This window comes from Actinoplanes campanulatus, assembly GCF_014647795.1.
Classification (GTDB): Bacteria; Actinomycetota; Actinomycetes; order Mycobacteriales; family Micromonosporaceae; genus Actinoplanes; species Actinoplanes campanulatus.
Genome location: NZ_BMPW01000031.1, coordinates 63,757 through 90,196 on the forward strand (window position 1 = coordinate 63,757; position 26,440 = coordinate 90,196).

Annotated in this window: 25 protein-coding genes; 17 read left to right on the forward strand and 8 right to left on the reverse strand. The window is 71.7% G+C overall.

Annotation, left to right across the window (positions count from 1 at the left end):
- The first annotated feature begins 33 nt into the window (after window positions 1–33).
- The 10 genes from IEZ13_RS40800 to IEZ13_RS40845 all read left to right on the forward strand — a co-directional run bounded on the left by IEZ13_RS40800 (window position 34) and on the right by IEZ13_RS40845 (window position 10,812).
- A complete protein-coding gene (locus tag IEZ13_RS40800; RefSeq protein WP_183226947.1) occupies window positions 34–402 on the forward strand; it encodes a hypothetical protein in 369 nt (122 codons plus the stop codon).
- Window positions 403–472: 70 nt separating this feature from the next.
- On the forward strand, window positions 473–1,672 hold the full coding sequence (locus IEZ13_RS40805) for a PP2C family protein-serine/threonine phosphatase (protein WP_183226945.1): 1,200 nt from the start codon (window positions 473–475) through the stop codon (window positions 1,670–1,672).
- On the forward strand, window positions 1,669–3,258 hold the full coding sequence (locus IEZ13_RS40810; RefSeq protein WP_189285772.1) for a sensor histidine kinase: 1,590 nt from the start codon (window positions 1,669–1,671) through the stop codon (window positions 3,256–3,258). Before IEZ13_RS40805 ends, IEZ13_RS40810 begins: the two co-directional genes overlap by 4 nt.
- Window positions 3,259–3,325: 67 nt before the next feature.
- Entirely contained in the window at window positions 3,326–3,778 is a 453-nt protein-coding gene (locus IEZ13_RS40815; RefSeq protein ID WP_183226943.1) for a response regulator, read from the forward strand.
- A complete protein-coding gene (locus tag IEZ13_RS40820) occupies window positions 3,771–4,604 on the forward strand; it encodes an inositol monophosphatase family protein (RefSeq protein ID WP_183226941.1) in 834 nt (277 codons plus the stop codon). The genes IEZ13_RS40815 and IEZ13_RS40820 overlap by 8 nt, the downstream gene beginning before the upstream one ends.
- A 246-nt stretch (window positions 4,605–4,850) precedes the next feature.
- The gene (locus tag IEZ13_RS40825) at window positions 4,851–5,624 is read left to right on the forward strand and encodes an SDR family NAD(P)-dependent oxidoreductase (RefSeq protein ID WP_183226939.1); all 774 of its coding nucleotides are present in this window, start codon (window positions 4,851–4,853) and stop codon (window positions 5,622–5,624) included.
- A gap of 63 nt (window positions 5,625–5,687) precedes the next feature.
- Entirely contained in the window at window positions 5,688–6,695 is a 1,008-nt protein-coding gene (locus tag IEZ13_RS40830; RefSeq protein ID WP_220142336.1) for a coiled-coil domain-containing protein, read from the forward strand.
- 21 nt (window positions 6,696–6,716) lie between these two features.
- Window positions 6,717–8,210: a fused MFS/spermidine synthase gene (locus IEZ13_RS40835; protein WP_183226937.1), complete on the forward strand. Its 1,494-nt coding sequence runs from the start codon at window positions 6,717–6,719 to the stop codon at window positions 8,208–8,210.
- Window positions 8,211–8,303: 93 nt separating this feature from the next.
- Complete coding sequence (locus IEZ13_RS40840) at window positions 8,304–10,043, forward strand: serine/threonine-protein kinase (RefSeq protein WP_183226936.1); 1,740 nt, start codon at window positions 8,304–8,306, stop codon at window positions 10,041–10,043.
- 43 nt (window positions 10,044–10,086) lie between these two features.
- A complete protein-coding gene (locus IEZ13_RS40845; RefSeq protein ID WP_183226935.1) occupies window positions 10,087–10,812 on the forward strand; it encodes an SDR family NAD(P)-dependent oxidoreductase in 726 nt (241 codons plus the stop codon).
- Window positions 10,813–10,830: 18 nt separating this feature from the next.
- On the opposite strand, the gene IEZ13_RS40850 is transcribed toward IEZ13_RS40845, so the two are convergent.
- A complete protein-coding gene (locus IEZ13_RS40850; RefSeq protein WP_183226934.1) occupies window positions 10,831–11,229 on the reverse strand; it encodes a hypothetical protein in 399 nt (132 codons plus the stop codon).
- A gap of 419 nt (window positions 11,230–11,648) precedes the next feature.
- Here IEZ13_RS40850 and IEZ13_RS40855 point away from each other — a divergent pair, with 419 nt between their 5' ends.
- Window positions 11,649–13,781, forward strand: a complete 2,133-nt coding sequence (locus IEZ13_RS40855; RefSeq protein WP_183227043.1) for a RecQ family ATP-dependent DNA helicase — start codon at window positions 11,649–11,651, stop codon at window positions 13,779–13,781.
- A gap of 347 nt (window positions 13,782–14,128) precedes the next feature.
- Here the strand turns inward: IEZ13_RS40855 and IEZ13_RS40860 are convergent, their stop codons facing one another.
- From IEZ13_RS40860 to IEZ13_RS40870, 3 genes are read right to left on the reverse strand one after another with little or no spacing between them, the layout of a single operon-like run.
- On the reverse strand, window positions 14,129–14,584 hold the full coding sequence (locus IEZ13_RS40860) for a GNAT family N-acetyltransferase (RefSeq protein ID WP_183226933.1): 456 nt from the start codon (window positions 14,582–14,584) through the stop codon (window positions 14,129–14,131).
- 46 nt (window positions 14,585–14,630) lie between these two features.
- A complete protein-coding gene (locus IEZ13_RS40865) occupies window positions 14,631–15,641 on the reverse strand; it encodes a nucleotidyl transferase AbiEii/AbiGii toxin family protein (RefSeq protein ID WP_183226932.1) in 1,011 nt (336 codons plus the stop codon).
- Window positions 15,638–16,258: a hypothetical protein gene (locus tag IEZ13_RS40870; protein ID WP_183226931.1), complete on the reverse strand. Its 621-nt coding sequence runs from the start codon at window positions 16,256–16,258 to the stop codon at window positions 15,638–15,640. Before IEZ13_RS40870 ends, IEZ13_RS40865 begins: the two co-directional genes overlap by 4 nt.
- Window positions 16,259–16,367: 109 nt before the next feature.
- On the opposite strand from IEZ13_RS40870, the gene IEZ13_RS40875 reads away from it, so the two are divergent.
- Together IEZ13_RS40875 and IEZ13_RS40880 are read left to right on the forward strand one after the other, a co-directional pair.
- On the forward strand, window positions 16,368–16,580 hold the full coding sequence (locus IEZ13_RS40875) for a heavy-metal-associated domain-containing protein (RefSeq protein ID WP_183226930.1): 213 nt from the start codon (window positions 16,368–16,370) through the stop codon (window positions 16,578–16,580).
- 151 nt (window positions 16,581–16,731) lie between these two features.
- The gene (locus tag IEZ13_RS40880) at window positions 16,732–17,727 is read left to right on the forward strand and encodes a hypothetical protein (protein WP_229795666.1); all 996 of its coding nucleotides are present in this window, start codon (window positions 16,732–16,734) and stop codon (window positions 17,725–17,727) included.
- Here the strand turns inward: IEZ13_RS40880 and IEZ13_RS40885 are convergent.
- Window positions 17,720–18,859, reverse strand: coding sequence for a class I SAM-dependent methyltransferase (locus IEZ13_RS40885; RefSeq protein ID WP_183226929.1), 1,140 nt, complete (start codon window positions 18,857–18,859; stop codon window positions 17,720–17,722). The two genes, IEZ13_RS40880 and IEZ13_RS40885, sit on opposite strands and share 8 nt — an antisense overlap.
- Window positions 18,860–18,964: 105 nt before the next feature.
- On the opposite strand from IEZ13_RS40885, the gene IEZ13_RS40890 reads away from it, so the two are divergent.
- Window positions 18,965–19,621 (forward strand): biliverdin-producing heme oxygenase, encoded by a 657-nt coding sequence (locus tag IEZ13_RS40890; protein WP_183226927.1) that lies wholly within the window; start codon window positions 18,965–18,967, stop codon window positions 19,619–19,621.
- 66 nt (window positions 19,622–19,687) lie between these two features.
- Here the strand turns inward: IEZ13_RS40890 and IEZ13_RS40895 are convergent, their stop codons facing one another.
- The 3 genes from IEZ13_RS40895 to IEZ13_RS40905 form a co-directional block, all read right to left on the reverse strand.
- Complete coding sequence (locus IEZ13_RS40895; protein ID WP_183226925.1) at window positions 19,688–21,463, reverse strand: DEAD/DEAH box helicase; 1,776 nt, start codon at window positions 21,461–21,463, stop codon at window positions 19,688–19,690.
- Window positions 21,464–21,684: 221 nt separating this feature from the next.
- Window positions 21,685–21,909 carry a DUF3107 domain-containing protein gene (locus IEZ13_RS40900; protein ID WP_183226923.1) on the reverse strand — a complete coding sequence of 75 codons (225 nt, stop codon included), beginning with the start codon at window positions 21,907–21,909 and terminating at the stop codon, window positions 21,685–21,687.
- 40 nt (window positions 21,910–21,949) lie between these two features.
- Window positions 21,950–22,609 (reverse strand): TetR/AcrR family transcriptional regulator, encoded by a 660-nt coding sequence (locus IEZ13_RS40905; protein WP_183226922.1) that lies wholly within the window; start codon window positions 22,607–22,609, stop codon window positions 21,950–21,952.
- Window positions 22,610–22,895: 286 nt separating this feature from the next.
- Between IEZ13_RS40905 and IEZ13_RS40910 the strand changes: the two genes are divergently transcribed.
- Genes IEZ13_RS40910 through IEZ13_RS40920 form a run of 3 tightly spaced genes read left to right on the forward strand, consistent with a single transcriptional unit; the run spans window position 22,896 to window position 26,390 of the window.
- Window positions 22,896–24,518 (forward strand): Daple, encoded by a 1,623-nt coding sequence (locus IEZ13_RS40910; protein WP_229795674.1) that lies wholly within the window; start codon window positions 22,896–22,898, stop codon window positions 24,516–24,518.
- The gene (locus IEZ13_RS40915; RefSeq protein WP_183226918.1) at window positions 24,518–25,465 is read left to right on the forward strand and encodes an alpha/beta fold hydrolase; all 948 of its coding nucleotides are present in this window, start codon (window positions 24,518–24,520) and stop codon (window positions 25,463–25,465) included. The genes IEZ13_RS40910 and IEZ13_RS40915 overlap by 1 nt, the downstream gene beginning before the upstream one ends.
- Window positions 25,466–25,484: 19 nt before the next feature.
- Window positions 25,485–26,390, forward strand: a complete 906-nt coding sequence (locus tag IEZ13_RS40920) for a DUF3152 domain-containing protein (protein ID WP_183226916.1) — start codon at window positions 25,485–25,487, stop codon at window positions 26,388–26,390.
- Window positions 26,391–26,440: the final 50 nt, after the last annotated feature.

Below are 26,440 nucleotides of genomic sequence, written 5' to 3' on the forward strand. Positions count from 1 at the left end.
AGATCCATTGGCGCGTGCAATAGCGTGTTCCGGGTGACTACGCCGCTTGACCCAGCCGCCGTCATCGCGGAGTTCATCGACCGGGTGTCGCCCTACAATCCGACGCCGGACGCTGACCCCGTCGCCGTTCTCGGTGTGCGCACGGCCTTCGGTGAGGATGTATTCACCGTCAGTGACCACGTGATCCGGGCGATGTGCCGGGCCCTGGAGTCCTATCGGGACCCCGAGGACCGGGGAAATTGTGCCAAATGCGGAGGACTCCACCTGGACGAGAACCTGCACTGCCGGGACTGCGGACAACTGCACGGCATCCTCGGTCAGGTGATCGCCGAACACGCCCGGCGGGTCGCCGCCGACTCCGGCCCGTCTCCTTCGTCCTCCTCCGACGACCCCCACCGATGACCGAAGTTGTGCCGCGGGGCCGGTTGGTACACGATTTGCGGGTCACCTATGCGTCGAGTGGGGAATCGGAATGACGGAGCGGTCGCTCGCGTCCCGCAGGTACGCGGCGGACCAGCTGGAACGGCTACGGATCCTGCTCGTCGAAGACGACGAGGGCGATGCCTTCCTGGTCCGTGAGCTGCTCGCCGAAGCCGAGGCCCCGTTCGAACTGACCGTCGCCAGCAGCCTGCGCGAGGCCCGCGAGCGGCTGACCGGAGTCGAGTGCGTCCTCCTCGACCTGGGCCTTCCCGACGCCGAGGGTATCGACGGCCTGCGCAAGCTGCTCGCCGTCGCCGGAGGCGCCGCGGTCTGCGTGCTCACCGGCCGCTCCGACGAACACCTCGGGGTGCAGGCGGTCGCCGAGGGCGCCCAGGACTACCTGGTCAAAGGCCAGGTCGACGGCGTGTTGCTGATCCGGTCGCTGCGCTACGCGGTGGAGCGGAAACGCGCCGACGAGAACGCCCGGCGACTGCGCGAGGCCGAACTGCGCGAAGCCGAGTCGGCCCGCCTGGAACGCGGTCTGCTGCCCAAGCCACTCAAACGGGACGACTTCGGCATCGGGGTCGAGCCGTTCTACCGGTCCGGACGGGCCATGGGCCTGCTCGGTGGCGACTTCTACGACGTGGTGCAGATCGGCGACGACCGGCTGCACGTGATCGTCGGCGACGTCTGCGGGCACGGCGTGGACGAGGCGGCGCTCGGCGTCGAACTGCGGGTCGCCTGGCGCGCCCTGGTGCTCGCCGGAGTGCCGGAGGAGCAGGTGCTGCCCTCACTCGAACAGGTGCTGATGTCCGAACGGCGGGCCCGGGAGGTGTTCGCCACTGTCGCGTCGGCGGTCATCGACCTTCCCAAAAACAGAGCGACGGTACGGGTGGCCGGCCACCCGCCGCCCGTCGTGCTCTCCGGTGGGCGGGCCGCGCCGGTCGCCGTGCGTACCGGGATCGTGCTCGGGGTACGTCCCACTCCCACCCCCGCGACCGAGCTGGAGTTCGACGGCCATGACTGGTCCTTGCTGATGTACACCGACGGCCTGATCGAGGGGCGTACCGGAGGTAGCGACGAGCGGCTCGACGTCGACGGCCTGTGCCAGCTGCTGGCCGAGCCGGAGGCGCGTGCCAAACCGCTGCCCGAGCTGCCCGAATGGCTGGTGGCCCGGGCCGACCGCGACAACGGCGGCCCGCTCACCGACGACGTCGCCATGCTGCTGATCTCCCGGGGCGGCGGCAGATGAGAACCAGGATGCGGGCCTGGACCCTGCGGACCCGGATCGTGGCACTCTGCGGCGCCGCCGGACTGGTGCTCGGCGGGCTCGGCGTGGTCGCCGCGATCACGGCGGCCGCCAACACCCAGCAGGTCGACGACATCCTCGACCGCGCCACCCCGATGCGGGCCGCAGGCGAGACCCTGACCACCGCGCTCGTCGACCAGGAGACCGGTGTCCGGGGCTACGCCATCACCGGGCAGGAGCACAACCTCGAGCCGTACCGGGACGGGCTGGCGCAGGAAAACCTCCAGATCAGCCGGATCGAGGGCTACCTGAATCCGGAGGACGGCGAGATCCGCGCCGCCCTCGAGGTGGTCCGAGACCGAGCCGTGGCCTGGCGGGCCGCGATGGCCGAACCGCTCATCCAGACCGTCCGCAGCGAGGGCACCGAGGCGGCCCAGCAGCGGATCGAGGAGTCCGGTACCCGCGAGTTCGACGAACTCCGCGCGGCCGTCGAGGTGATGCAGGGCCACATCCTGGAACTACGGGCCCGCTCGGCGGACGCCGCCCGCGACTCCAGCCGAGCGATGGTGGCCATCGAGATCGCCGCCGCGGTGATCATCCTGTTCACCGGCGCCTTCCTGCTGCTCCTGCTGGACCGCCTGGTCAGCCGGCCGATCCTGGACCTCGCCGGGCAGGTGCGGCAGGTCGCGGCCGGCGACTACGACCGGCACATCGAAAGCCGCTACAGCTCACCCGACCTGGTCGGCCTCGCCGAGGACGTCGACCGGATGCGGCAGCAGATCGCCAGCGAGCTGAGCGAGGTCCGGGAGGCGCGCCAGCAGGTCGAATGGATCAACCAGCAGTTGCAGTCGCAGGCCGAGGAACTGACCCGGTCCAACCGCGACCTGGAGCAGTTCGCCTACGTGGCCTCGCACGACCTCCAGGAGCCGCTGCGCAAGGTGGCCAGCTTCTGCCAGCTCCTCCAGCGACGGTACGCGGGGCAGATGGACGAGCGCGCCGACCAGTACATCGGCTTCGCGGTGGACGGGGCGCAGCGCATGCAGCGGCTCATCAACGACCTGCTCGCCTTCTCCCGGATCGGCCGGCTCACCACCGGGTTCACCGACGTCGACCTGAACAAGGTGCTCGCCGAGGTGAAGTCGCAGCTGGAGCCGCGGGCCGGCGAGGGCGCGGAGATCAGCTGGAGCGGACTGCCCACCGTGGAGGGTGAGGAGCCGCTGCTCACCACCCTCTTCGTCAACCTGATCGGCAACTCGCTCAAGTTCCGCCGGCCCGACGTGCCACCGGTCGTGCGGATCACCGCCCAGCCCCAGGGCCGTGAGTGGCATGTCAACGTGCGGGACAACGGCATCGGCATCGAGGCCGAGTTCGCCGACAAGGTGTTCGTGATCTTCCAGCGGCTGCACGCCCGGGACGCGTACGAGGGGACCGGCATCGGATTGGCGATCGTCAAGAAGATCGTCGAATACCATGGCGGGCGGGTCTGGCTGGACGTCGACGTCGCCGAGGGCGCGTCGATCAATTTCACGCTCGCGGCACTGCCGGGCGCCGAGGCGCTCGAGAGCGCGGAAGACGTGGGGACCACATGAGCTCAATGCCGCGCTCGTGGCATCGCCCGGGCTTGTGGCATCGGCGGAGCTAAGCGGAGGTGGCGACATGAGCACGGAGAGAGAACCGGGCACACCGATCGAGGTGTTGCTCGTCGAGGACGACCCCGGTGACGTGCTGATGACACAGGAGGCGTTCGAGGAGCACAAGGTCCGCAACCGGCTGACCGTGGTCTCCGACGGTGCCGAGGCGCTCGCCTACCTGCGGCAGGAGGGCCCGTTCGCCGACGCGGTGCGGCCCGACCTCATCCTGCTCGATCTCAACCTGCCGAAGCGGGACGGCCGTGAGGTGCTCGCCGAGATCAAGAAGGACGACGACCTGGGCCGCATCCCGGTCGTCGTGCTCACCACCTCCTCGGCGGACGAGGACATCCTGCGCAGCTACCAGCTCCACGCGAACGCGTACGTCACCAAGCCGGTCGACTTCGAGCGGTTCATCGCGGTGATCCGGCAGATCGACGAGTTCTTCGTCAGCGTCGTGAAGTTGCCGCCGCGTGCCTGATCAGGTTCTTGATCAGGTCGCTGAGCTGGTTCGTGAGGTCGCGCACACCGTCGTCCTGCCGCGCTTCCAGCGCCTGGCCGACGACGAGGTGCAGCAGAAGGCGCCCGGTGACCTGGTCACCATCGCCGACCAGGAGTCCGAGCGGGCACTGACCCGCGGGCTCACCGCGCTGCTGCCCGGCTCGACGGTTGTCGGCGAGGAGGCCGTGGCGGCCGACCCCACGGTCCGGGACCGGCTCGGCGGCAGCGGCGCCGTGTGGATCGTCGACCCGGTCGACGGCACCAACAACTTCGCCGCCGGGAAGACGCCGTTCTGCGTGATGGTCGCCCTGCTGCGAGACGGGGAGACCTGCGCGGCGTGGATCCTCGACGTGATCGGTGATCACCTGACGGTGGCCGAGGCGGGTTCCGGCGCCTACCGGGACGGTGTCCGCGTGAAGACCCGCGCCGACGATCCGGGCGCGGCCCGGTTGCGGGGCGTGATCTCCCACAAGTACCTGCCGGACCACCTGCGGGATCGGGTCCGTGCCAACGCCGTGGCCCTCGGCGGTCACACCTCCGGCCGGCACTGCGCCGGGTACGAGTACCCGGCCGTCGCCACCGACGAACAGCAGTTCGCGATGTTCTGGCGGATCCTCCCGTGGGATCACGTGCCCGGCACCCTGATCGTCCGCGAGGCCGGCGGTGTGACCCGCCACCTGGACGGCGCCGACTACCGCCCCACCGACCGCCGGCGCGGCCTGCTGGTCGCCGCCAACGAGGACATCTGGCAAACCGTCCACGGCACCCTCTTCCCGGACGGCCCCCCACCGACCGACCTCACCTGACGGCCTCCGCCCGGCCGGCCGTTTCCGATGCCTCGGGGCTCGCGCGTGGTCGGCTGTTTCCGATCCGCCGGGCTTGCGCGTGGCCGGCCTTTTCCGATTCGCCGGGCGGCTTGCGCGTCGTCGGGCCGTTTGCGTGTGTCTCGTTCGCGGGTCGCTCGTTCGGTGGCGCGGGGACCTCTTTCGGGTGAGGGGACGGTCACAGTCGGCCGGAGCCCGTGGGCGGGTCCGTGGATCTAGGGTGCGGGCATGTCCTCGTACCTCGATGAGCTTTTCGGGCTGAGCGGGCGGACCGCGGTGGTGACCGGCGGCAGCTCCGGGATCGGGCGCGCGATGGCGCTCGCCCTGGGCCGTGCCGGCGCGCGGATCGTGCTGGTGGCCCGGCGCGAAGCGCCGATGGCCGAGGTGGTCGCCGAGTTGCGCGGCCACGGCGCCGACGCTCACGCGATCTCCGCGGATCTCGCCGACCGGGCTGCCGTCAAGGCCGTCACCAGCAAGATCATTGAGGGGTACGGCGAGCCCGACATCCTGGTCAATTCGGCTGGAATCAACCTGCGGCCGCCGCTCGACGAGCTCACCGACGACGTCTGGGACGTCACGCTCGCCGCCAACCTGACCGCGCCGTTCCTCCTGGGCCAGGCGTTCGGCCCGGCGATGGCCCGGCGAGGCTGGGGCCGGATCATCAATGTCGTCTCCCAGCAGGCCTTCCGGGCGTACGGCAACAGTGGCGCCTACGGAGCGGCGAAGGCGGGGCTCGTCGGCCTCACCCGTTCGCAGGCCGAGGCGTGGTCGCAACACGGCGTCTGCTGCAACGCGATCGCCCCCGGAGTGGTCCACACGCCACTGACCGACGTCGTTTTCGCCGATCCCACGAAAGTGGCGGCACACGCCCGCCGTACGATGATCGGTCGCAACGGAGTTCCGGAAGATTTCGCCGGGTGTGTCGTATTTCTGGCGAGCGAGGCCGGTCAGGCGGTAACCGGTCAGACGCTCTTCGTCGACGGTGGATACTCGGCTACCTGATCGATCTCCCTTTCGCCTGCTCCGACACGGTAAAGTACCGGCGCTTACGACTTGGAGGTTCCTGTGGCGGTCAGTCTCCCGCGCCGGTGTACCGCCCTGCTCGCGATCCTCGCCGCCGCCTTCGCGGTGGTCATCGCGCTGCCTGCGCCCCCGGCGTCGGCGGACCCCGAGGGCGGCACCAAGAAGCTGCGCGCCACGCTCGAGGCCGCGGCCAAGGGCTACGACCAGGCGAAGACGAAGCTGGCCGGCTCCAAGAAGCGGCAGAAGCAGCTGACCGAGGCGCTGAAGCGCTCCGAGGAGAACGCGAAGGCCCTCACCGGCCAGGTCAACGCGGTCGCCAACCGCGCCTACCAGATGGGCCGGATCAACACGGTCACCCTTCTGCTCAACAGCTCCGATTCGGGCAGCTTCATCGAGCGGGTGCAGAGCCTCGACATGCTGGCCCAGATGGACGGCGGCACCCTGGCCGGCTACCGGACCGAGATCGAGAACTCGAAGCGAGCCAAGATCGCTCTCGAGTCCGAGATCAAGGAGCAGCAGCGCCAGGTCAACGTGATGGCCAAGAGGAAGCGGGATGCCGAGGTCGCGCTGGCCGAGGTCGGCGGTGGGGCGGCCGGCGGTTTCGTCGACCCGAACTCTCCGGCCGCCGAACCGGCGCCGCGCAACTCCGACGGCTCCTGGCCGAAGGAGTCGTGCACGGTCGACGACCCGACCTCCGGCGGCTGCATCACGCCGCGGACGCTGCACGCCTACAAGCAGGCCCAGGTGGCCGGGTTCAAGCGCTACACGGTGTGCTTCAGCGAGCGGTCGTCGGGTGAGCACCCCAAGGGCAGGGCCTGCGACCATTCGGCAGCCTCGGGCGGTTTCGAGAACGTGGCGGCCACCGGTGGCGACAAGTCGTACGGCGACCGGCTCGCGGCGTTCTACGTGAAGAACGCGGACGAGCTCGGCGTCATGTACGTGATCTGGTACCGCCAGATCTGGATGCCGAGCACCGGCTGGCGTGCCTACAGCGCGAGTGGTGGCCCCGCGGCGGTACACACCAACCACGTACACCTCTCCATGCTCTGAGGCCCCGGTAGCATCGCGGCGGTGGAGAAGCAGCCGCGAGCCCTGCCCTCGGCCCTGGCCACCGCCCTCGCTTTCGGCGCGAGCGGAGCCGTTCTGGTCCTGGAGATCGTCGCCCTCCGCCTGGTCGGGCCCTACGTCGGTGTGACCCTCCAGGTCAGCAGCTCGGTGATCGGCGTCTCGCTGGCCGCCATCGCCTACGGTGCCTGGGTGGGCGGCCGCCTCGCCGACAGGTTCGACCCGCGGACCCTGCTCGCCCCGGCGCTGATCCTCGGCGCGATCGGGACGGCGCTCACCCTGCCGCTGGTCCGCTGGGGTGGCGAGCTGCTGCGCGGCGGCGCCGCCCCGGCCGTGCTGATGCTCGCCGCACTGGCCGTCTTCCCGCCCGCCCTGGTGCTCTCCGCGATCGCCCCTATGGTGGTGAAGCTGCAACTCAGCGATCTGCGGCGGGCCGGTTCGGTGGTGGGCCGGCTGTCCAGCATCGGCACCCTCGGCGCGATCACCGCGACGTTGGTGACCGGTTTCGTCTTCGTCGCGGCCATGCCGAGCAGCGTGATCATCCTCAGCCTGGCGGTGCTGCTCGCGGTCAGCGGTGTGGCGCTCGGCTGGTGGCTGCGCCGTGACCTGCCCGGCAACCCCCGGATCCGGGCATCGCTCGCCGCGGTGGGGCTCGCCGGAGCCGGACTCGGCGCGGTCTCGCCCACTCCCTGCGACGTGGAGACGGCCTACCACTGCGCGAGCGTGGTCCAGGATCCGGCGCGCGAGGGAGGGCGGACCCTGATCCTCAATTCGGCCCGGCACTCGTACGTCGACCTGACCGACCCCACCCACCTCGAGTTCGACTACGTGCAGTGGATCGGCGCCGTCACCGACGTGCTCGAACCGCCCGGCGCCCCGATCGACGCCCTGCACCTGGGCGGAGGCGGGTTCACCGTGCCGAGCTATCTCCGCGCCACCCGGCCGGGCAGCGAGCAGCTCGTCCTGGAGCTCGACGGCGGGCTGGTCGGTCTGGACGAGAGGGAACTCGGCCTGACCACCGGCTCTGATCTGCGGGTCCGGGTCGGTGACGCCCGTGTCGGGCTCGCTGAGCGGCCGGACGCCGCCTACGACCTGGTGGTCGGGGACGCCTTCGGGCACCTGGTGGTGCCGTGGCACCTGGCCACCCGGGAGATGGCCGACGACATCGCCCGGGTCCTGCGCCCCGGTGGCGTCTACGCCCAGAACGTGATCGACTACCCGCCGAACCGCTTCATCCGCGCCGAGGTGGCCACCGTGGCGGCCGCCTTCCCGCACGTCGCCCTGATCGCCCCACCGGACGCCATCGCCGGCAGGCGCGGCGACAACTTCGTCATCCTGGCCTCCCACGACCCGCTGCCGATCGACGCGCTCAGGGCTCCGCTCGCCCGGCTCGACGCGCCACCCGCACTGCTGACCGGCGCCGACCTGGCCGGCTTCGTCGGCGACGCCCGCGTCCTCACCGACGACTACGCTCCGGTCGACCAGCTCCTCGCCGGCTGACCCGCCCGCCGCCCGGAACCGGCCGGTGAGGGTTTCCGAGTGGGTTTCGGTGTGCGGCACCGGACCGCCGGTAACTCGGGCGAGAATCGGCGCATGGGGCGTACGGAGCGAAACGGTCACGATGGATCGCCCCGTTTCGCGGGCCGGTACCGCCTGATCGAGAAGCTCGGTACCGGTGGGATGTCGGTGGTCTGGCGCGGCTACGACGAGATCCTCGGCCGTGACGTCGCCGTGAAGGTTCTCGAACCCGGGCTGGCCGAGGATCGCACCTTCCGTGACCGGCTGCGCCAGGAGGCTCTGGCCGCGGCCCGGCTCTGTCACCCGCACATCACCGGTATCCACGACTTCGGTGAGGCCCCCATCTCGGACCGGCTGACCGTCCCCTACGTCGTCATGGAGCTCAACGACGGCGAGTCCTTCGGCTCCCGGCTCGGCCGGCAGGGTGCGCTGGACTGGCGGGAAGCCGTCATGATCGTCACCGAGGTGGCCTCCGCGCTGGCCACCGCCCACGCCCGCGGTGTCGTGCACCGGGACGTCACCCCGGCGAACGTGATGCTCACCGGCGCCGGCGCGAAGATCGTCGACTTCGGGATCTCCGCGGTGGTGGGCCAGCGGGACGCCGCCCCGGACGGCAGCCTGCTCGGAACTCCGGCCTACCTCGCCCCGGAACGCCTCGGTGGCTCCTCGGTGTCCGCGGCCACCGACGTCTACGCCCTCGGTCTGCTGCTCTACCGCGGGCTCACCGGCCGGATGCCGTGGCCCGCCGAGAGCACCGCCGAGGCACTGCGCGCCCACCTCTACGCCGATCCCGAGCCGATCTCGGACCTTCCCGATATGCCGCCCGTCATCGCCGAACTGTGCCTGCGCTGTCTGGCCAAGAGCCCCGCCGATCGCCCCGCCGCCGCCGAGGTGGCCCGGGGTCTGGCCGCGACCGTCGGCCTGCGCCCGATCATTCCGCCGCTGCGTCCCGGCGAGCGGCCGGCGGTCCGGGCGGTGGTGGCCGTGCCGGTGGCCCGTGACCGATCCGGGATACGCCGTGGGGTCCGCGCCTGCCTCGGGTCGCCCGCCACCCTGCGGCTCCGGGCCGGCCTGCGCCTGCGGGCCGTCCTCCGGCTCGACTCGGTACGCCCTCTTGGCAGCGGTCTCTTCGTCGGCGGCCGCCGGAGCCGTGCCCTGATGCCCCCGGACCGGCTGCGGGACCGCCGCTCGGCGATCGCTGCCCTGGCCACCGTGGTCCTGCTCGCCTCCGGATTGCTCAACTGGTCCGCGCGACGGGAGGTGGCGGAGCCCGATCGGACGAGCACCGCCACCACCGGCACCGGCGTCCCCGCGGTCGACCGGCCGAGCCGGGTCCGCTGCACCGTCCGCTACCAGGTACGGCGTGACTCCGGCGGCTACTTCGAGGCGAGACTGAGCGTGCTCACCACCGAGACGTCCGGCTGGCGCGTCGAGTTCTCCTACCCCGGCGGCCAGCGGCTCGCCGCCACACCGCGGGCGGTGACCCAGAACGGCCGGCGCGTGGTGCTGACCGGCCGCGGCCGAAGCCGGGTGGTCACCCTGCACGGCGGTTACCGGCAGCGGAACCCGCTGCCGCTCGCCTTCGCGCTGAACGGGCAACCGTGCCGTGCCGAGGTCACGGGCCTGACCGGGCCGGCCCCACCCGGGAGCGAATCGGTCAACACGACGACGATCGAGGAACGCGCGCCCGAGCCGAAGACCAACCAGCAGCGCAAACGCGTCCCGTCCCGGCGTGGCGGAGCGCCTCGACCGGGCACCGGCGCCGCTCCGGCCCCGGCCGCCAAGCGCGCCACCGGCTTCTCCCTGGCGCTGTGACGGTTCGCCGCTCCGTTGACACTCCGTCGATAGGGTCGAGGTCATGACAAGACTCGCAGTGGTCACCGGTGGCGGAACCGGGATCGGCAAGGCGACGGCCGGGATGCTCGCCGGTGAGGGATTCGACGTGATCATCGTCGGGCGCCGCGCCGAGGTGCTCGCCGACGCGGTGAAGTGGATCGGACCGCAAGCCACCGCCGTGACCGCGGACGTCTCGGACCCGGCCCAGGTGCCCGCGGTGGTCGAGGCGCTGGCCGGGCGGACAGTGGACGTGCTGGTCAACAACGCGGGAGCGTACATCTCCGGTGACGAGGACACCCTCGGCGGCGTGGCGGCCCGCTGGCGCGCCAACCTCGACTCGAACGTGCTATCCGCGGTCCTCACGACCACCGCGCTCCTTCCGCGTCTCCGCCGGCCGGGCGGCAAGATCATCCTCACCAGTTCGATCGCCGCCCAGCGGGGCGGCGGCGGGCCCTACTCCGCGGCCAAGGCCGCATTGCACGGCTACGGGCTGGATCTGGCCACCTCCCTCGGTGCCGAAGGCATCACGGCGAATGTCATCTCGCCGGGCTACATCACCGACAGTGAGTTCTTCGACGGCCGGATGACCCCGGAAGGACATCAGATGCGCGTCGACGCCTCCCTGGTGAAGCGGGCCGGTGTCCCGGACGACATCGCCGAGACGGTCCGCTGGCTGGTCGGCCCAGGTGGTGGGTTCGTCACCGGCCAGATCATCAACGTCAACGGAGGCACCGTCCTGGGGCGGTAGCGGACGGCGGTGGGCCGCTCACGTCGCACCACCGGTGAAGCGGCCCTCGTCGGGACGATTGGCCCGGAACCGCAGCGCCGACCAGCGCTCGTCGATCGCCACCTGCCCGCACGGGCGCATGTCGAAGTCGGCGACGACGGGCCAGAGCGAGTCCCGGTTGATGTCGGCCTTGTTGCCCTTCGGATAGACGATCCAGAACGCGGCCGGCTTGTCCAGGTCGGCGCGGTTCCGGTCCAGCTGCTCCCGGACGGCCTCGGCATCCTCCACGAACAGCACGGCCGTGCTCGCCGTCGCCAGCGTGCCGGTCTCGCGCACACCCTCCGGCATGGGGGTGAGCAGCGGAAGCCGGGCCGGTTCGTTGAGCCAGACGGTCGAATGCGGCTTTATCAGCAGCTTCTCGGCGATCGTTTTGGTCATGTCATCGAGACTTTCATCAGTACGGCGAACGGTCGCCGTCTTCTCCGAACCACCCCACGGGCGTGACCAGGGGTAGGAATCCGCCGGCCGCGGCCGGCCGGTCTCACGCGGGGCCGGCCGCGGCTCGTCCAGCCGTTCGGCAGGCCGGGCCGGCCGCAGCCGGCCCGGCCTGGTGGTGGCCGAGGCCCCGCCTCCGCCGGGCGGACCCCGCTCCGCGCCGGGACTGCCCGCTGCGCCCTCCCCCATGACATCCGCATGGCGACCCCCGATCGATCCGCTTGAACGACCAGGAGCATGGCCCAGATCGGCGAGGCGCCGCTCGAATCGTGTCCTCGGCCTGTGGATAACTCCGTACTGTGGATAACTCGGGAAGGGCCACGGCGGGCTGATAGACATGCCGGGTGACTGAGACGACGCGGATGGCGGCCGGCGAGGCCGAGCGGGCGGTCGTGCGAGAGCGCGCTGAGGAGGTGCTCCGCCGGCTCGCCGGGGAGCATGCGGTGCTGCGGGAGGACCAGTGGCGGGCGATCGAGGCGCTCACCGTGGACCGACGGCGGGTCCTGTGCGTGCAGCGCACCGGGTGGGGCAAATCGGCGGTCTACTTCGTGGCCACCGCCCTGCTCCGGTCGGGAGACAGCCCAGCCGGGCCGACGGTCATCGTCTCCCCGCTGCTCGCCCTGATGCGCAACCAGGTCGACTCGGCCGCCCGCGCCGGGATCCGGGCGCGCACCATCAACTCGGCGAACCTCGACGAGTGGAGCCTGATCGAGCACGAGATCCGTGCCGGTGAGGTGGATGTGTTGTTGATCAGCCCGGAGCGGCTCAACAACCCGGACTTCCGCGACAACGTCCTGCCCGGCCTGGCGGGGAGCACCGGTCTCCTGGTGGTCGACGAGGCACACTGCGTCTCCGACTGGGGCCACGACTTCCGCCCCGACTACCGGCGGCTCCGCACCTTCCTGGCCGGTCTGCCGACGCGGACGCCGGTGTTGGCCACCACGGCCACCGCCAACGCGCGGGTCACCGCCGACGTCGCCGACCAGCTCGGTGACGCGCTGGTGCTGCGCGGCCCGCTGGAGCGAGACTCGCTGAGGCTCGCCGTGCTGCGCCTGGAGGACCCGGCACGCCGCCTGGCCTGGCTCGCCGATCACCTGGAGCGGCTGCCCGGCTCCGGCATCGTCTACACGCTGACGGTCGCCGCGGCCACCGAGACCGCCGACTTCCTGCGGTCCCGCGGCTTCGAGGTGGCGTCCTACACCGGCCAGGTGGAGGACGCCGAGCGCCGGGCAGCCGAGCAGGACCTGCTGACCAACAAGATCAAGGCGCTGGTCGCGACCTCGGCCCTCGGGATGGGCTTCGACAAACCCGACCTCGGGTTCGTCGTCCACCTCGGCGCGCCACCCTCGCCGATCGCCTACTACCAACAGGTCGGCCGGGCCGGCCGCGCGGTCGAGCACGCCGAGGTGGTGCTGCTGCCCGGCCAGGAGGACTCGGCGATCTGGCGCTATTTCGCCTCGTTGGCGTTCCCACCGGAGGACCAGGTGCGAGCGGTCCTGGCCCGCCTCTCGCCGGACCAGCCGATGTCCACACAGGCGCTGGAGCCGCTGGTCGACCTCCGCCGCACCAGACTGGAGCTGATGCTCAAGGTCCTCGACGTGGACGGCGCGGTGCGCCGCACGCGCGGGGGCTGGCTCGCCACCGGAGAGCCGTGGACCTACGACGAGGCCAGGCTCCGAAGGGTCGCCGAGGCACGCGAGGCCGAGCAGAAGACCATGATCGAGTACGCGGTGACGCCCACCTGCCGCATGGAGTTCCTCCGCCGCTGCCTGGACGATCCCGGAGCGGCGGCATGCGGCCGGTGCGACAACTGTGCCGGCCCGTTGTTCGACGCCGAGGTGTCCGCGCCATCGCTCGCCGCGGCTGAGGCCTTCCTGGGTCGCCCCGGCACCGAGATCGCGCCGAAGAAGATGTGGCCCACCGGCCTGGCCGCCGTCGGCGTCAACCTCAAGGGCCGGATCGGTCCCGCTGAGCAGATCGAGCCGGGCCGTGCCGTGGGCCGCCTGTCGGACCTCGGCTGGGGCGGCCGGCTTCGGGCCGCGGTCTCACCCGAGTCGCCGGACGCGCCGATCACCTCGGACCTGGCCGGTGCCGTGGTCGAGGTTCTCAAAGCCTGGGCCAGGGGAGATGACGCCTGGCAGCAGCGCCCGGCCGCCGTCGTCTCCGTTTATTCACAGCGTCATCCACAACTTATCCACAGCCTCGCCGAGCACATTGCCACCGTCGGCCGCCTGCCGATGCTCGGCATGCTGGAGTCGACGACGTCCCCGGACGCCAGCGGTCACCGCGGCAACAGCGCCCAGCGGGTCCGCGCCCTGCACGACGCTTTCACCGTCCCACCAGGGATCGCCGCCGACCTGGCCGCACTGTCCGGCCCCGTCCTGCTGGTCGATGACCTGGTCGATTCCGGCTGGACGATGGCCCTCGCCGGCCGGGCCCTCCGCAAGGCGGGCGCCCCAGGCATCCTGCCCTTGGCCCTGGCCGTAGCCGGTTGACCAGGCCGAACCCCATAGGCCGGGCCGTGGCGGGTTGACCGGGCTGAACCGCATAGGCCGGGCCGTGGCGGGTTGACCGGGCTGAACCGCATAGGCCGGGCCGTGGCGGGTTGACCGGGCTGAACCGCATAGGCCGGGCCGTGGCGGGTTGAGCGGGCCGAACCGCACAGGCCCGGCCGTAGCGGGTGTGCACGTTGGTCGGTCCGGTTGGCGCCCTGGGCGTGCTGCCCAGGGCATTCAGGCCGCGTGCTGGTACTGCCGCGGGTCGCTCTGCTCCGGCAAGCAGGCGGTCCGCGGCCCCGGCGAGCAAATGGGACCGCGATGCAGCCGGTGGGGCGGCGGGGGTGTCAGGCTCTGCCGAGGATCGGGTTTCCGGTGGGGCGGCGGTCGATCTCCATGAAACGGTGCGCGCCTTCGAGTTCGGCGAAGCCGGAGCGGCGGTAGACCTCCTGAGCGTCCCTAGTGGCCAGAAGGAAGCGTTGAACGCCTCGCTCGGAGAGGTCGGCCAGAATCGAGTCGATCAGCCATTTGCCCAGGCCGCGACCTCGGTGAGTGCCGTCGATGAAGACATCGCAGATCCAGGCGAAGGTGGCGCCGTCGGTGACGGCTCGGGCGAAGCCCACCTGCTCGGCGCCGGCGAAGATCGAATACGGCAGGGAGCCGTCGATGGAGCGGGCCACCAGATCGTGGGAGCGGCCGACCGCCCAGTAGGACTCCTCGGCGAGCCAACGGTGCACCCGGGTGAAGTCGACCCGTTGCGGGTCGGCGGTCAGTACATATCCACCCTGAATCAGATCCTCCATCGACTCCTCCTTCGTGACCCTTCCGCAAGGGGCCGGTCGCATGGTGTCACAGCGGTTGATGAGCCGATCCGCCGAGCCGGGTGCCGGGCGCCGGGGATGGCCGGCCGAAAGCGAGGACCAGCCGATCGACCGCGGCGGCCAGACGGGCCAGCCAGGGTCCGGGGCTGCCGCCGCCGGGTGGCGGTGCGTCGAGCACCCACTTCGGAATCTCGGAGGGGGCCGTCAGACGGGCCGCGCCCTCGGCGCTGAGCACCAGGCGGCGCAGGCGACGGGACAGGGACATCCCGTCCAGTTCGGCCAGGAGTACGGCGTCGTAGACGTCCTTCATCGCGGAGACGCCCTCGGTGGCCTGGTCGACGATCAGCCAGTGCAGCTTCCAGGCGAGGGAAAGCTCGCGGCTCGCCGTCCACGCCATGGTGGGCGGCAGCCCGTCGGCACGCCGGATGGGTGTGCGGACCACCGCATCCGCCATCACCTCGTCGTAGGCCAGGTCGATCCGGGCGCTCCCGATTTCGCCGCCCGGCGCCGTCCACGGGATCACCATGCGGGCGCGGCTACCGGCGACCATGCGAATGTTCGAATACTCCGACCACGAGACGGTGTAGTCCCAGGTCGCCTCGTGTGCGATCCGGCTCGCGTCGAGGACCACTCCGCCGGACGCCCGAGGGTGTGCGGCCAGCAGCTTTTCGAGGCGGTCGTGGACCGGATCGGGGGCCTCGTCCGGTTGGGCCCCGGACACCCAGCTCGCATGATCCGGAGACGACGCGGACTGCGGGCCGTCGGTGTCGAACTCCTGGAACGTCCAGGGCAGGTGACGGCCGGCCTCCGGCCAGTGGTGGGGGACGTCGACGCGATCCAGCACCGGGTACGGATCCAGGTAGTCCACGGGCACCGCGTCGGGCGGCCACACCACCCAGTCGATGTCGCCCGGTGGGCGGGCCGCGTCGCCCACCCACGACGCCATGGTCATGCTGCCGCGCAGCACCAGGCACTCCGCCCACGGCTGCTCGGCGACCACCCCGAGGATGTGATCGAGCGCGGCCCGGTGCGCGGTCATGCCGGGATGTCCGACGGGTCGTCGAACCAGCCACCGTCGAGGCCCGGGTTGTCGTCTACCAGCACATACTCCTCCTCGACCTCGGCCACCTCTACGCCCGCGCCACCGATGGCGGCGAGCAACCCGGCCAGCGCCGTGGCCGCCTCCGGCCGGCCCGCCCGGTAGCAGCGCTGAGTGACGAACCTCTCCTGCACGCCGTCGGGCCGTGTCCGCCGGGCATTGCGCGACAGGTGGGCGCCATGCCGGACGGCCAGCTCACGAACCGGCTCCAGCGGGGCTCCGGCGGGCAGCAGCACCTTGACGTGATGCTCGAAGTAGAGGTCGGGCCGTGCGTCGGCCGCGGTGAGGGGCGCCTCGCCGCCGGACGCGGCGGCCTCGACCTTGAGCCGGGTGACCGGGACGCCGGCCGCCCGCAGGGTGGCCGCGACCCGGCGGGCGTCCGCCTCCGCCGAGACCGGCGTGCCGTCGGACAGCCAGCTCAGCATCGGCTGGCTGGCGTGGTCGCCGCGATCGAGCAGGATGCGGGTGTATCGCATGCTCCGGGCCGCCGCCCAGGATCGAAGCTGCTCGTCGTCGGCCTCGGCCACGACCGTCAGATGGATCTCGTATCGGCTCACGCGCGCACGCTAACCGCGGGGTGTGACATCTCCGGGGCACGGAATCGGCGGACGGTAGGCTCACGGGGGAGCCGGCGGGGTTTCGGCGACGGGAGGAAGGGGTCCCATCATGGCGGTCACCAGCACCTACACCGTGAAAGGCATGACCTGCTCGCACTGCGTGCAGTCGGTGACCCAGGAGCTGTCCGCCCTGCCAGGCGTCACCGGCGTGCAGGTCGATCTCGCCTCCGGCGGGGTCACTGTCGCCAGCGAGACCCCGCTCGCCGAGCAGGCGGTGCGGGAGGCGGTCGACGAGGCCGGCTACGAGCTCGCGGATGCCTGACGAGACGCAGGCCACCCCGGTCGGGCGCAGGCCGGCCGAGCAGCGTCACCCATCAGAATCAATGCCCATAAAAGCCGAAAAACCGGAATCCGAGGGTACGGGAGAGCCACACCCACACCCCAACCGCACCGACGAGGGCCGGCCCGGGCGGGTGGACACCGGCGATGTCCCGGAGGACGACACCGGCGCGCCACGTCTCGGTCTGGTGGGCGGGGGAGACGGCTCTTCCGCGACGCCCGGGTTCCGGTTCGCGGCCATCGGGGCTCTGCTGATCGTCGTGCTCTTCGCGGGCTACGGGCTGGGCCGGCTCAACGGCGGCACCGCCGGCACGACCGCGACCCCGGCCGGCACCCAACAACCCACCCCGACGGCGTCCGCCTTCGACGAGAGCCAACCACACACCCACGGCACCACCGCACCGATCGGCGCGACCGGGCAGGGCGCCGCCGTCGGTGGCCTCTCGCTCAGCGGCAACGGCCTCACCCTGACCCCGCTGGTCACCACCTTCCAGGGGGGCCGTCCGCAGCGGCTGGACTTCACGATCAACGGCCCGGGCGGTGCGCCGGTCACCACGTACGCCGTCGTGCACGACAAGCCGCTGCACCTCATCGTGATCCGCCGTGATCTGACCGGCTTCCAGCATCTACACCCGGTGATGGCGGCCGACGGCACGTGGAGTGTCGATCTCACGCTGGCCGAACCCGGCGTCTACCGCATGATCGCCGATTTCACCGCGGTGGTCGGCGGTGAGCGGCTGGTCTCCACGCTGGGCAGCGACCTGACGGTCGCCGGAAGCTACACGCCGGTCACCCTGCCCGATCCGGCGCGGGCCACGACCGCCGACGGCCACCAGGTGGGGTACGAGGGCACGCCCGTCACCGAGTCCACCCAGCCGCTGCTCATGACCGTCACCGACGCGGCCGGCCGGCCGGTGACGGTCGAGCCGTACCTGGGCGCCTTCGGTCATCTGGTGGTGCTGCGTCAGGGCGACCTCGGCTATGTCCACGTGCACCCGGAGACGGGACTGGTCGACGGCAAGGTCAAGTTCTGGCTGGCCGCCCCGAGCCCCGGCACCTACCGGATGTTCTTCGACTTCCAGGTCGCCGGGAAGGTCTCCACGGCGGCCTGGACCGTGGTGGTCAGCTGAGCATCCGGGAGAGCGCCGGCGTCACGCCCCACTGGCTGGTCAGCGAGTCGTACTCGGCCCGCTGCTCGTCGGTGGGCGCCGCGCCGGTCCGCCGGGCCCGCAGCATGAGGTTGCGCGGGGTGTGCGCCGAGTCGATGAACTCGACCACCTCCACCCGATAGCCGCGCAACCGCAGCAGGGCGGCCCGCAGCGAGTCGGTCAGCACGTCGGCGAACCTCTCCCGCAGGATCGCGTGGCGGGTCATCTCCCCGTACGGCGAAGGGGTTGCACCGCCTTTGATCTGCGCCGCGATGTCGTGGTGGCAGCACGGGGCGGCCAGCACCCACCGGGCCTCCCAGCTGACCGCCCGGGCCAGCGCCTGGTCGGTGGCCGTGTCGCAGGCGTGCAGGGCGAGCACCAGGTCCGGCGGGAACGGCAGCTCGGCCTCCTCGATCGTCCCGGCCACGAACGTCACGTCCGCCGCACAGCCGAGTTCGGCGGCGACCGCGCTGTTGCGGACCCGCTGGTCCTCTCGGACATCGACCCCCACGACCTGGACGTGCGCGCCCCGGCCGGACAGATATCGATAGGCCGCGAAGGTGAGGTAGGCGTTGCCGCAGCCGAGGTCGACGACGCGCAGCGGGCTCGGCAGCTCGTCGGGCAGGGTCGCGGCGAGCGCGCGCAGGAAGGCGTCGATCTGGCGGCGCTTCGCCGCGGTGCCGCCGACCACCGAGAACAGCGGGTCGCCCGGATCGAGCAGCCACTGCTTGGCCCGGTCGTGGCCCTCGGCGGCACGCGGCGCGGCGACGGCTCCGGCCCGGTGCACCTGCGCGTCGCCCTTCTTGGTGATCCGCACCTGCACGGTGGCCGAATCGGTCTCGACGTGCCAGTTGCCGAACGGCTCGGCCAGCAGCTCGTCGACCGCGGCGGCGGCCTCCGGGCCGGGCGCGACGTTCCGCGTGAACGGCCGAGCGCCGTCATCCGTGACGATCTGTAGTTTCCGCCCGTGCTTGAGAGTTACCGGCCGCACCTGGGCCCGCGTCACCGACGGTACGTGCCCGCGGCGCCGGCCGGCCGCGACGGCCCGGGTGAGGCCCGGTGCGAGCAGGAGCTCCCGCACCTCGGCGAGGACTGTTTCGAGCGGTTCTGGCATGGAATCCATTCTGCCCGGCGCCCGGGATGTCCCCGCGGGGCTGTGGATCTCGCGCGGCGCGGTTAGGTTGATCGATGTAGAAGAAGAAGACGAGGTGCCCCCCACATGTCGTTCCTCGCCGATTCCTCCGCGCCCACGCTGCTCACCGCCCGCCTGCGGGAGGCCACCAGACAGGAGCACGCCGCGGCGCGGCGCAGCCCGTTCATCGACGGGATAGCCTCCGGGCGCCTGCCGATGGCCGCGTACGCCGAACTGCTGGCCCAGTACTGGTTCGTCTACGAGTCACTGGAGCTGGCCGCCGGCGCGATGGCCGATGACCCGGTGGCCGGGCGGTTCGTCTACCCGGAGCTGTACCGGATGCCGTCGCTCGAGTCCGACCTGCGGTTCCTGTTCGGGCCGCGCTGGCAGAGCCGGATCACCGCGCTACCGGCCACGACCACCTACTGCACGCGGATCCGCAGTGCCGCGTTCGACCGGGCCACCGGGTACGTGGCCCATCACTGCACCCGCTACCTGGGCGACCTCTCCGGCGGGCAGTGGCTGGGGCAGGCGGTCGTCGGGGCGTACGGGTTCCGCCGTCACGGCTACCGGTTCTTCGTGTTCGAGGGCGTCGACCCGCCGCTGTTCCGGGCCCGCTACCGGGAGCGGCTCAACGCCGTCCCGTGGAGCCGGGCCGAGCAGGACGCCTTCGTGAACGAGGTGTCCGCCGCGTTCCGGCTGAACATCGACCTGCTGGCCGAGCTGTGGGAGAGCTGGACCTGACGGTGGATCTTGAACGACCAGCCACCGCATCCGGTGGTCAATCGTCCAAGATCCGGCCAGGAGGGGTCAGGCCTCCGAGGCGGCGTCCGAGGACGCGGCGGTGCGGGTGGTACGGCGACGGCGCCGCCGAGGAGCGTCGGCCTCGTCCGGCGAGTCCGCGGTGGCGGGCTCGGGAGCCGGAGCGGAGTCGGACGCCGGCGCGTCGCCCTCGGAGAAGACCACCGAGGTGGCGGTCGTCCGGCGGCGACGCGTCCGGGTACGAGGAGCGGCCTCTTCCGAGCCGGTGACCGTATCCTGCGCCTCGGAAGGCGCCGCGGAAGTACTGGCGGGCGTACCGGAAGCGCCGGACGGCGTACCGGGAAGGGTCTCGGAATCCTCGCCCACCCGCCGCCGGCGACGCTGCCGCTGGGGCCGCTCGCCACTGTCACCGGACGGCGAAGCCGCACCGGCGCTCTCGGACGACGGCCCGGAGTCGCCACCGCGTGAGCGCCCACGACCACGGCCGCGATCGCGGCCGTTACCGCGCCGCCCACCGCCGCCGAGATCCTCCTCGACCTCGGCCGACAGCCCGGCCCGGCTGCGCTCGGCGGTCGGCAGCGTGCCCGAGACGTCGGTCGGGATCTCCAGGTCGGCGTAGAGCGCGGGCGACGTGTGGTACGTCTCCGGCGGCTCCGGCATGCTGAGGCCGAGCGACTTGTCGATCAGCACCCAGCGCGGCATGTCCTCCCAGTCCACGAAGGTGACCGCGACACCGGTGGCGCCCGCCCGGCCGGTGCGGCCGATGCGGTGCGTGTAGGTCTCCGGGTCCTCCGGGCAGTCGTAGTTGATCACGTGGGTGACGCCCGAGACGTCCAGCCCGCGGGCCGCCACGTCGGTCGCCACCAGCACGTCGATCTTGCCGCTGCGGAACGCCCGCAGAGCCCGCTCGCGCGCGCCCTGGCCCAGGTCACCGTGGACGGCGGCGACCGCGAACCCGCGGAAGTCGAGGTCCTCGGCCACTCGGTCGGCGGCCCGCTTGGTACGCGTGAAGATCATCGTGAGGGACCGCTCGCGCGCCTGGAGGATGCGCGCCACCATCTCCAGTTTGTTCAGCGGGTGGGTGCGGTAGACGACCTGCTTGGTGAGCGGCGACGGGCCGCTCTCGGTGGTGTGCCCGGCGTGGATGGTGACCGGGTTGCGCAGGAACCGCCGGGACAGGGCGACGATCGGGTCCGGCATGGTGGCCGAGAACAGCATGGTCTGCCGCTGCTCCGGGATCATCGCCAGGATCTTCTCGACGTCCTCCAGGAAGCCCAGGTCGAGCATCCGGTCGGCCTCGTCGAGCACCAGGGCCTGGATCGAGCCCAGCTTGAGCTGCTTCTGCTTGCACAGGTCGAGCAGGCGGCCGGGGGTGCCGACCAGGATCTCGACGCCCTTCTTGAGCGCCTCGACCTGAGGCTCGTACGCCACCCCGCCGTAGATCGGCAGAACCCGGACACCCCGGGTGCTGCCCGCCGCGGCGAGGTCGCGGGCCACCTGGAGACCCAGCTCACGGGTGGGGACGACGATCAGGGCCTGGGGCTGCCCGGTGGCGCCCTCGGCAGGGGCGGTGACCCGCTCCAGCAGGGGCAGACCGAAGCCGAGGGTCTTGCCGGTGCCGGTGGGGGCCTGGCCGATCAGGTCGGTGCCGCGCAGCGCGATCGGAAGTGCGTACTCCTGGATCGCGAACGCGTGAGTGATGCCCGCCTTGGCCAGGGCCTCCACCGTTTCGGCACGAACGCCCAGCTCAGCGAAGGTGGGGCTGTCGGGACGGACCGGCGCGCGGGTGGTTACGGGGACTAGAGCTTGCTCGTTGTCGGTCATGAAGTTTTACGGGTGCCCTCTCGTGGTGCGCCCGTCGAAAAGCTCTGGGGCGCGGTCTCGTATAGGCGCGGGCCGCACGCTCGAAAGCGGGCCACACGCTGGCCGTCGACTCGACAGATCGACGGCGACTCAGGCCACTCTACCCGACCTGCTAGCAGACGCATCCAAGAGAGAGTTACGGGAGGGCACCCTGAGACCAGGGTGCCCTCCCGTGATGAAACTCAGCGAGTGGTGAAGCCGAACGGGCGGTGCGACGCCTCGGCGATCTCCACGTAGGCCACCTTGGTGACCGGGATGATCACCTTGCGGCCCTTCTCGTCGGTGAGTGTCAGGACGCCGTCCTTGGCCAGAGCCTCCGTTACGGCCTGCTCGACCTCCGCCGGAGTCTGAGCGCTCTCCAGCACAAGCTCACGCGGCGAATGTTGCACGCCGATCTTGACCTCCACGGAGCCCCTCCTCAAACAATCCGTCTACCCGATCGAAAGGCTATCCGATTTCCGCAGGAGTACCGGCCGTTGAACCACCCTGCAGCGGGAAGCTGGCGATCCCACGCCAGATCAGCGCTGCTACGAGCGCTTCGGCTTCAGCTTTGGGCGTACGCCGGCCGTTGGCGAGCCAGAACTGCGCCGCCTGTCCGGCCGCCCCGGCGAGGCCGGAGGCGAGCAGTTCGGCCTGGTCCGGCCGGAGGCCGGTGTCCGAGATGATGGTGTCGGTCACGGCCGCGATGCAGCCCTGCTCGACCCGCTCCACCCGCTGGCGGACCTGGGGGTCGTTGCGCAGGTCCGACTCGAAGACGAGCCGGAACGCCTCGCTCTCGTGATCCATGAAGTCGAAGTACGCCCGGACGGCGCCCTTCACCCGGTCCTTGTTGTCGGGAGACGCCAGCATGGCCCCGCGCACCTTGGCGATTATCGCGTCGCAGTGCGTGTCCAGCAGGGCCAGGTAGAGCTCCAGCTTGCCGGGGAAGTGTTGGTAGAGAACGGGCTTCGAGACGCCCGCCCGCTCCGCGATGTCGTCCATCGCGGCGGCGTGGTAGCCGTGCGCGACGAAGATCTGCTGCGCGGCGGCGAGCAACTGCTTGCGTCGCGCCGATCGGGGCAGGCGGGTGGGTCGTGCGGTCTGTTGCCCGCCGGACGCAGCGGTCATTTCTGTGAACCTCCAGGGGGTCGGTCCCCGCGGTTTGGCTTCCTGGATTGCCCGGATCGGCTCATGTCGCGGTCGTGCGGGCAATTGTCGCGACGCTGCAACTTATCGCCACTGCAACGACACGGTAGCCTCAGCGGGGGCGAGCGAGGAGCACGCGGTGGATGAATCAGGGCATTCCGGAGAAGCCGGGGCCTCAACGGGTGGCAACGGCGCCGACTCGCATGACCGCAACCGGGTGAACGGCTGGGCGAGCACCGACAGTCCGTGGGCCAACAATGGAGCCGCATTGGAGCAGGGAGTGGACACGCCACCATGGCGGCGTCCGTCGGATGGGCGAACCTTCGGCCGGCAGCAGTTCCCGCCGGAACGGCCTTTCGGGGCCGCGCCGTCGTCGGCCGTTCCGGCGCCCCAGCCGGGCTCCGAGATTCCCCCGCCAGGGGACACCGCTCCGTGGCCGGACCGCAACCGCCTCGCCGACATCCTCGGCCACCGGCGGCCCCCCGCGCCGTCGTCCGGGGCGCCCGGCCCGAGCAGCGCGCCCCCGTTTCCGTACGAGGGTGATCTCGACGACTCGTACCGCGATCCGGGACCGCAGCGCGGCTCCGCACCGCTGACCCGGCCCGACTGGGCTCCCGATTCGCCCGCGCCAGTCTCCTCCGAGCCGATCCGCTCCCGGCACGCCCTGGTGACCGACACGCTCGCCCAGGGACTGCCCCAGTTCGACGCCCCGCCGACCGACGGGGACCCAGCGACGGCTCGTTCGGCGTACGATGCGTCGAGCTTCCCGCACCACCCGTCCTATGCACCGCCCCCCGCGTTCCCGGGTCTCCCGGAGCCGGCCACCACGGCCGGCGCCGAGGGTGAGCCGAGCGGGACACTGCCCCAGCGCGTCCCGGCCCAGCCGGACGTCCCGAGAGTTCCGGAGCCGCCCTCCGTGGAGCCATCGGCCGAAGCGCCCGCCCTGGCGCGCATCGCGACGCACCTGCGCCGCGGTGACGTCGTGCCGGCACAGGAGCGTCAGGAGGGCTTCGACGTCCAGGACATCCTCGCCGCGGTCCGCGAGGTCGACGGCGTGCGTGACGCCTCGCTGCGGGCCACCCCGGCGGGGGCGCACAGCCTCCGGCTGGACCTGTCCGACGGCGCCGACCCGGCCGAGGTGAGCCGCCAGGTGGCCCGCCTCCTCCAGGACCGGATGGGCCTCGACGCGGCCATGCCCGGTGACCCGCCGGCCGCCCTGCGCCCGCCGTCGAACCCGTCCCGGACCCCGCTGCTGCCCACCCAGCCGACCCGGCCGGGCCGGGCCGCCGCCCCGGTCGCCCCGGTGTCGTCGATGCCCGCGCCCGCACCGATCCCGGTCGCGCCGGTGACCCCGGTCGCGCCGGTGTCCGCCATGCCGCGGATCCCGGTCGAGGAGCCCCGGCCGCGGGTGGTGAACGCGGGCGCCTCGCTGGTGCCGGCCGACGCCTCCAAGCCACGCCCACTGGACCCGGGCGACAACCCGGGCCCCCGCGTGATCATCGAGAACGTGCACGTCAACACGTTCGGTGCGGACGCCACCGTCGAGGTGCGGCTGCGCGCCGGCGGGCGGACCGCCTCCGGCGTGGCGACCGGCCCGGCCGTCGACGGCTACCTGCTGCGTCTCTGCGCCACGGCCACCGCCGGCGCGGTCGACGACCTGCTCTCCACCTCCCAGCACCGGGACGGCCCGGCCCGCTGCTTCGTCGAGCACGCCTCCGCCGTCTCGTTCGGCCCGATGCAGGTCGCCGTGGTGGTGCTGCTGCTGTCCTGCGGCGGCGGCTGGGTCGAGCAACTGGCCGGTTCCGCCGTGGTGACCGGCGACGACCGGCACGCCATGGTCCGCGCCACACTGGCGGCGGTCAATCGGCGTCTTGAGGCACTCTTGGCTTGATGAAGGGTGCGGTGCTGGCCGACGACAGTGCGCTGTTGCCGGCGGATGTGGTTCCGCCTCCGTGGCCCGCGCGCCGGGTCACGGTCGGCGGCGCGATGCTGCACGTCCGCGACACACTGGCCCAGAGCCCCGGCGCCGAGCCCGCCGTCTACGTGCACGGGCTCGGCGGCTCCGCGCAGAACTTCACCGATCTCGCCGGGTTGCTCGCCGACCGGCTCGACGGCCAGGCGATCGACCTGCCCGGCTTCGGTTACAGCGACCCGAGCCCGCGCTACTCCATCGCGGCCTTCGCGGCCACCGTGATCGACTACCTGGAGCACGCCGGTCGTGGCCCGGTCCACCTGATCGGCAATTCGCTCGGCGGCTCCATCTCGGTGCGGGTCGCGGCCCTGCGGCCCGACCTGGTGCGCACGCTCACGCTGATCTCCCCGGCCATGCCGTTCCTGGACCCGCGACGGACCGCGCAGGGCCCGGTGCTGCCGCTGCTCGCGATGCCCGCCGCCGATCGCCTGATGGCCTGGGCGCTCACCCGGGTCACCGCCGAGCAGATGGCCGAGCAGGTCCTGGCCGCCTGCTTCGGCGACACCACGAAGGTGCACCCGCAGCGCCGCGCCGAGGCACTGGAGGAGATCCAGCTCCGCTACACGGTCGCCCACTACCCGAAGGCCTATCTGGGCACGCTGCGTGGCCTGGTGAGCAGCTTCCTCCGGGCCTACCTCCCGGGAGCCGACTCGCAGTGGCGCCTCGCCGCCCGCATCCAGGCGCCCACCCTGGTCATCGGCGGCCTCAACGACCGCCTGGTCGACCCCCGCGTGCCCGCCCAGGTCGCCAAGGTCATTCCGGACGGCCGACTGCTGATCCTCCCCGGCGTCGGCCACGTCGCCCAGATGGAGGTCCCGCGTCTGGTCGCCCGAGGGATCGTCGGCCTGCTCGACGACACCCGATGACCCTCCCGGCCGGGAGCCGATGATTTCGCCTGCGGCCCCGCCCCGTGAGTCGCGGACCTCGTCCGGTGTGGACCGTTGGCGGCAGTCCTGGTTGATCGTCCTGCTTGCCACCGCGGTGCTGTTCGCGGCCGTCGCGATCGGCCGGCAGCTCTTCGCCGGCGCCACCCCGGCCGGCCACCCGGTGGCCGCGGCCTCTCCCGCCGAGGCGGTCGTTCCCGCGCCGTCCGAGGTTCCGTCGATCGCGCCGGGCAGCCCGTCCCCGGCCGTCCCGGCCGATTCCACCGCGGCCGAGACACCGGTGTTCCCGGCCGTCGGCGTGATGCGGATCGACGGCGCGGTCCCGGCCGAGGGGTCCGGCGATTTCCAGTACGCGGGCGGTCGCAGCCCCGTCTACGGCACACGGGGCCCGGTGCGCCGCTTCAAGGTGGCCGTGGAGAAGGGCAGCGGCGAGAACGTGCCGGCCTTCGCCGCGCAGGTGGTCGCCACCCTCTCCGACGAGCGCGGCTGGACCGGTTCCGGCCGGCTGCGGATGCAGATGGTCGACGGCGCCGAGAAGGCGGATTTCACGGTCTACCTCGCCACCCGGGAGACCGCGGGGCTGATGTGCGAGCGGGGCGGCACCAACATCCGGATCGGCGGGGTGCCGTTCACGTCGTGCCGGGCCACCGGGAAGGTCATCCTGAACCTGGACCGCTGGCGTGGGTCGGCCCGCCCCTACCTGGAGTCCGGCGCCGACCTGGCCGCGTACCGGCAGTACGTGATCAACCATGAGGTCGGGCACGAGCTGGGCCACCGGCACGAGGGCTGTCCCAAGGCGGGCGGCCCGGCCCCGGTGATGGTCCAGCAGACCCTCACGCTTCGTGGCTGCAAGCCGTACTCGTGGCCGCGCCGCAACGACGAGGACCTGACCGGCCCGTCACTCTGACGCTGTTCCGGTACGGAAATCCGAAAGTCCTGTGACAGACGGTGAGTCGT

Excerpts from the sequence above, each read along its gene's own strand:
- IEZ13_RS40810 (WP_189285772.1), top strand. The coding sequence starts at position 1,669 with ATGAGAACCAGGATGCGGGCCTGGACCCTGCGGACCCGGATCGTGGCA.
- IEZ13_RS40805 (WP_183226945.1), top strand. The coding sequence starts at position 473 with ATGACGGAGCGGTCGCTCGCGTCCCGCAGGTACGCGGCGGACCAGCTG.
- IEZ13_RS40815 (WP_183226943.1), top strand. The coding sequence starts at position 3,326 with ATGAGCACGGAGAGAGAACCGGGCACACCGATCGAGGTGTTGCTCGTC.
- IEZ13_RS40895 (WP_183226925.1), bottom strand. The coding sequence starts at position 21,463 with ATGACCGACAACGAGCAAGCTCTAGTCCCCGTAACCACCCGCGCGCCG.
- IEZ13_RS40905 (WP_183226922.1), bottom strand. The coding sequence starts at position 22,609 with ATGACCGCTGCGTCCGGCGGGCAACAGACCGCACGACCCACCCGCCTG.
- IEZ13_RS40920 (WP_183226916.1), top strand. The coding sequence starts at position 25,485 with ATGATTTCGCCTGCGGCCCCGCCCCGTGAGTCGCGGACCTCGTCCGGT.
- IEZ13_RS40865 (WP_183226932.1), bottom strand. The coding sequence starts at position 15,641 with ATGACCGCGCACCGGGCCGCGCTCGATCACATCCTCGGGGTGGTCGCC.
- IEZ13_RS40890 (WP_183226927.1), top strand. The coding sequence starts at position 18,965 with ATGTCGTTCCTCGCCGATTCCTCCGCGCCCACGCTGCTCACCGCCCGC.
- IEZ13_RS40850 (WP_183226934.1), bottom strand. The coding sequence starts at position 11,229 with ATGACCAAAACGATCGCCGAGAAGCTGCTGATAAAGCCGCATTCGACC.
- IEZ13_RS40840 (WP_183226936.1), top strand. The coding sequence starts at position 8,304 with ATGGGGCGTACGGAGCGAAACGGTCACGATGGATCGCCCCGTTTCGCG.
- IEZ13_RS40875 (WP_183226930.1), top strand. The coding sequence starts at position 16,368 with ATGGCGGTCACCAGCACCTACACCGTGAAAGGCATGACCTGCTCGCAC.
- IEZ13_RS40860 (WP_183226933.1), bottom strand. The coding sequence starts at position 14,584 with ATGGAGGATCTGATTCAGGGTGGATATGTACTGACCGCCGACCCGCAA.
- IEZ13_RS40855 (WP_183227043.1), top strand. The coding sequence starts at position 11,649 with ATGGCGGCCGGCGAGGCCGAGCGGGCGGTCGTGCGAGAGCGCGCTGAG.
- IEZ13_RS40845 (WP_183226935.1), top strand. The coding sequence starts at position 10,087 with ATGACAAGACTCGCAGTGGTCACCGGTGGCGGAACCGGGATCGGCAAG.
- IEZ13_RS40885 (WP_183226929.1), bottom strand. The coding sequence starts at position 18,859 with ATGCCAGAACCGCTCGAAACAGTCCTCGCCGAGGTGCGGGAGCTCCTG.
- IEZ13_RS40915 (WP_183226918.1), top strand. The coding sequence starts at position 24,518 with ATGAAGGGTGCGGTGCTGGCCGACGACAGTGCGCTGTTGCCGGCGGAT.
- IEZ13_RS40825 (WP_183226939.1), top strand. The coding sequence starts at position 4,851 with ATGTCCTCGTACCTCGATGAGCTTTTCGGGCTGAGCGGGCGGACCGCG.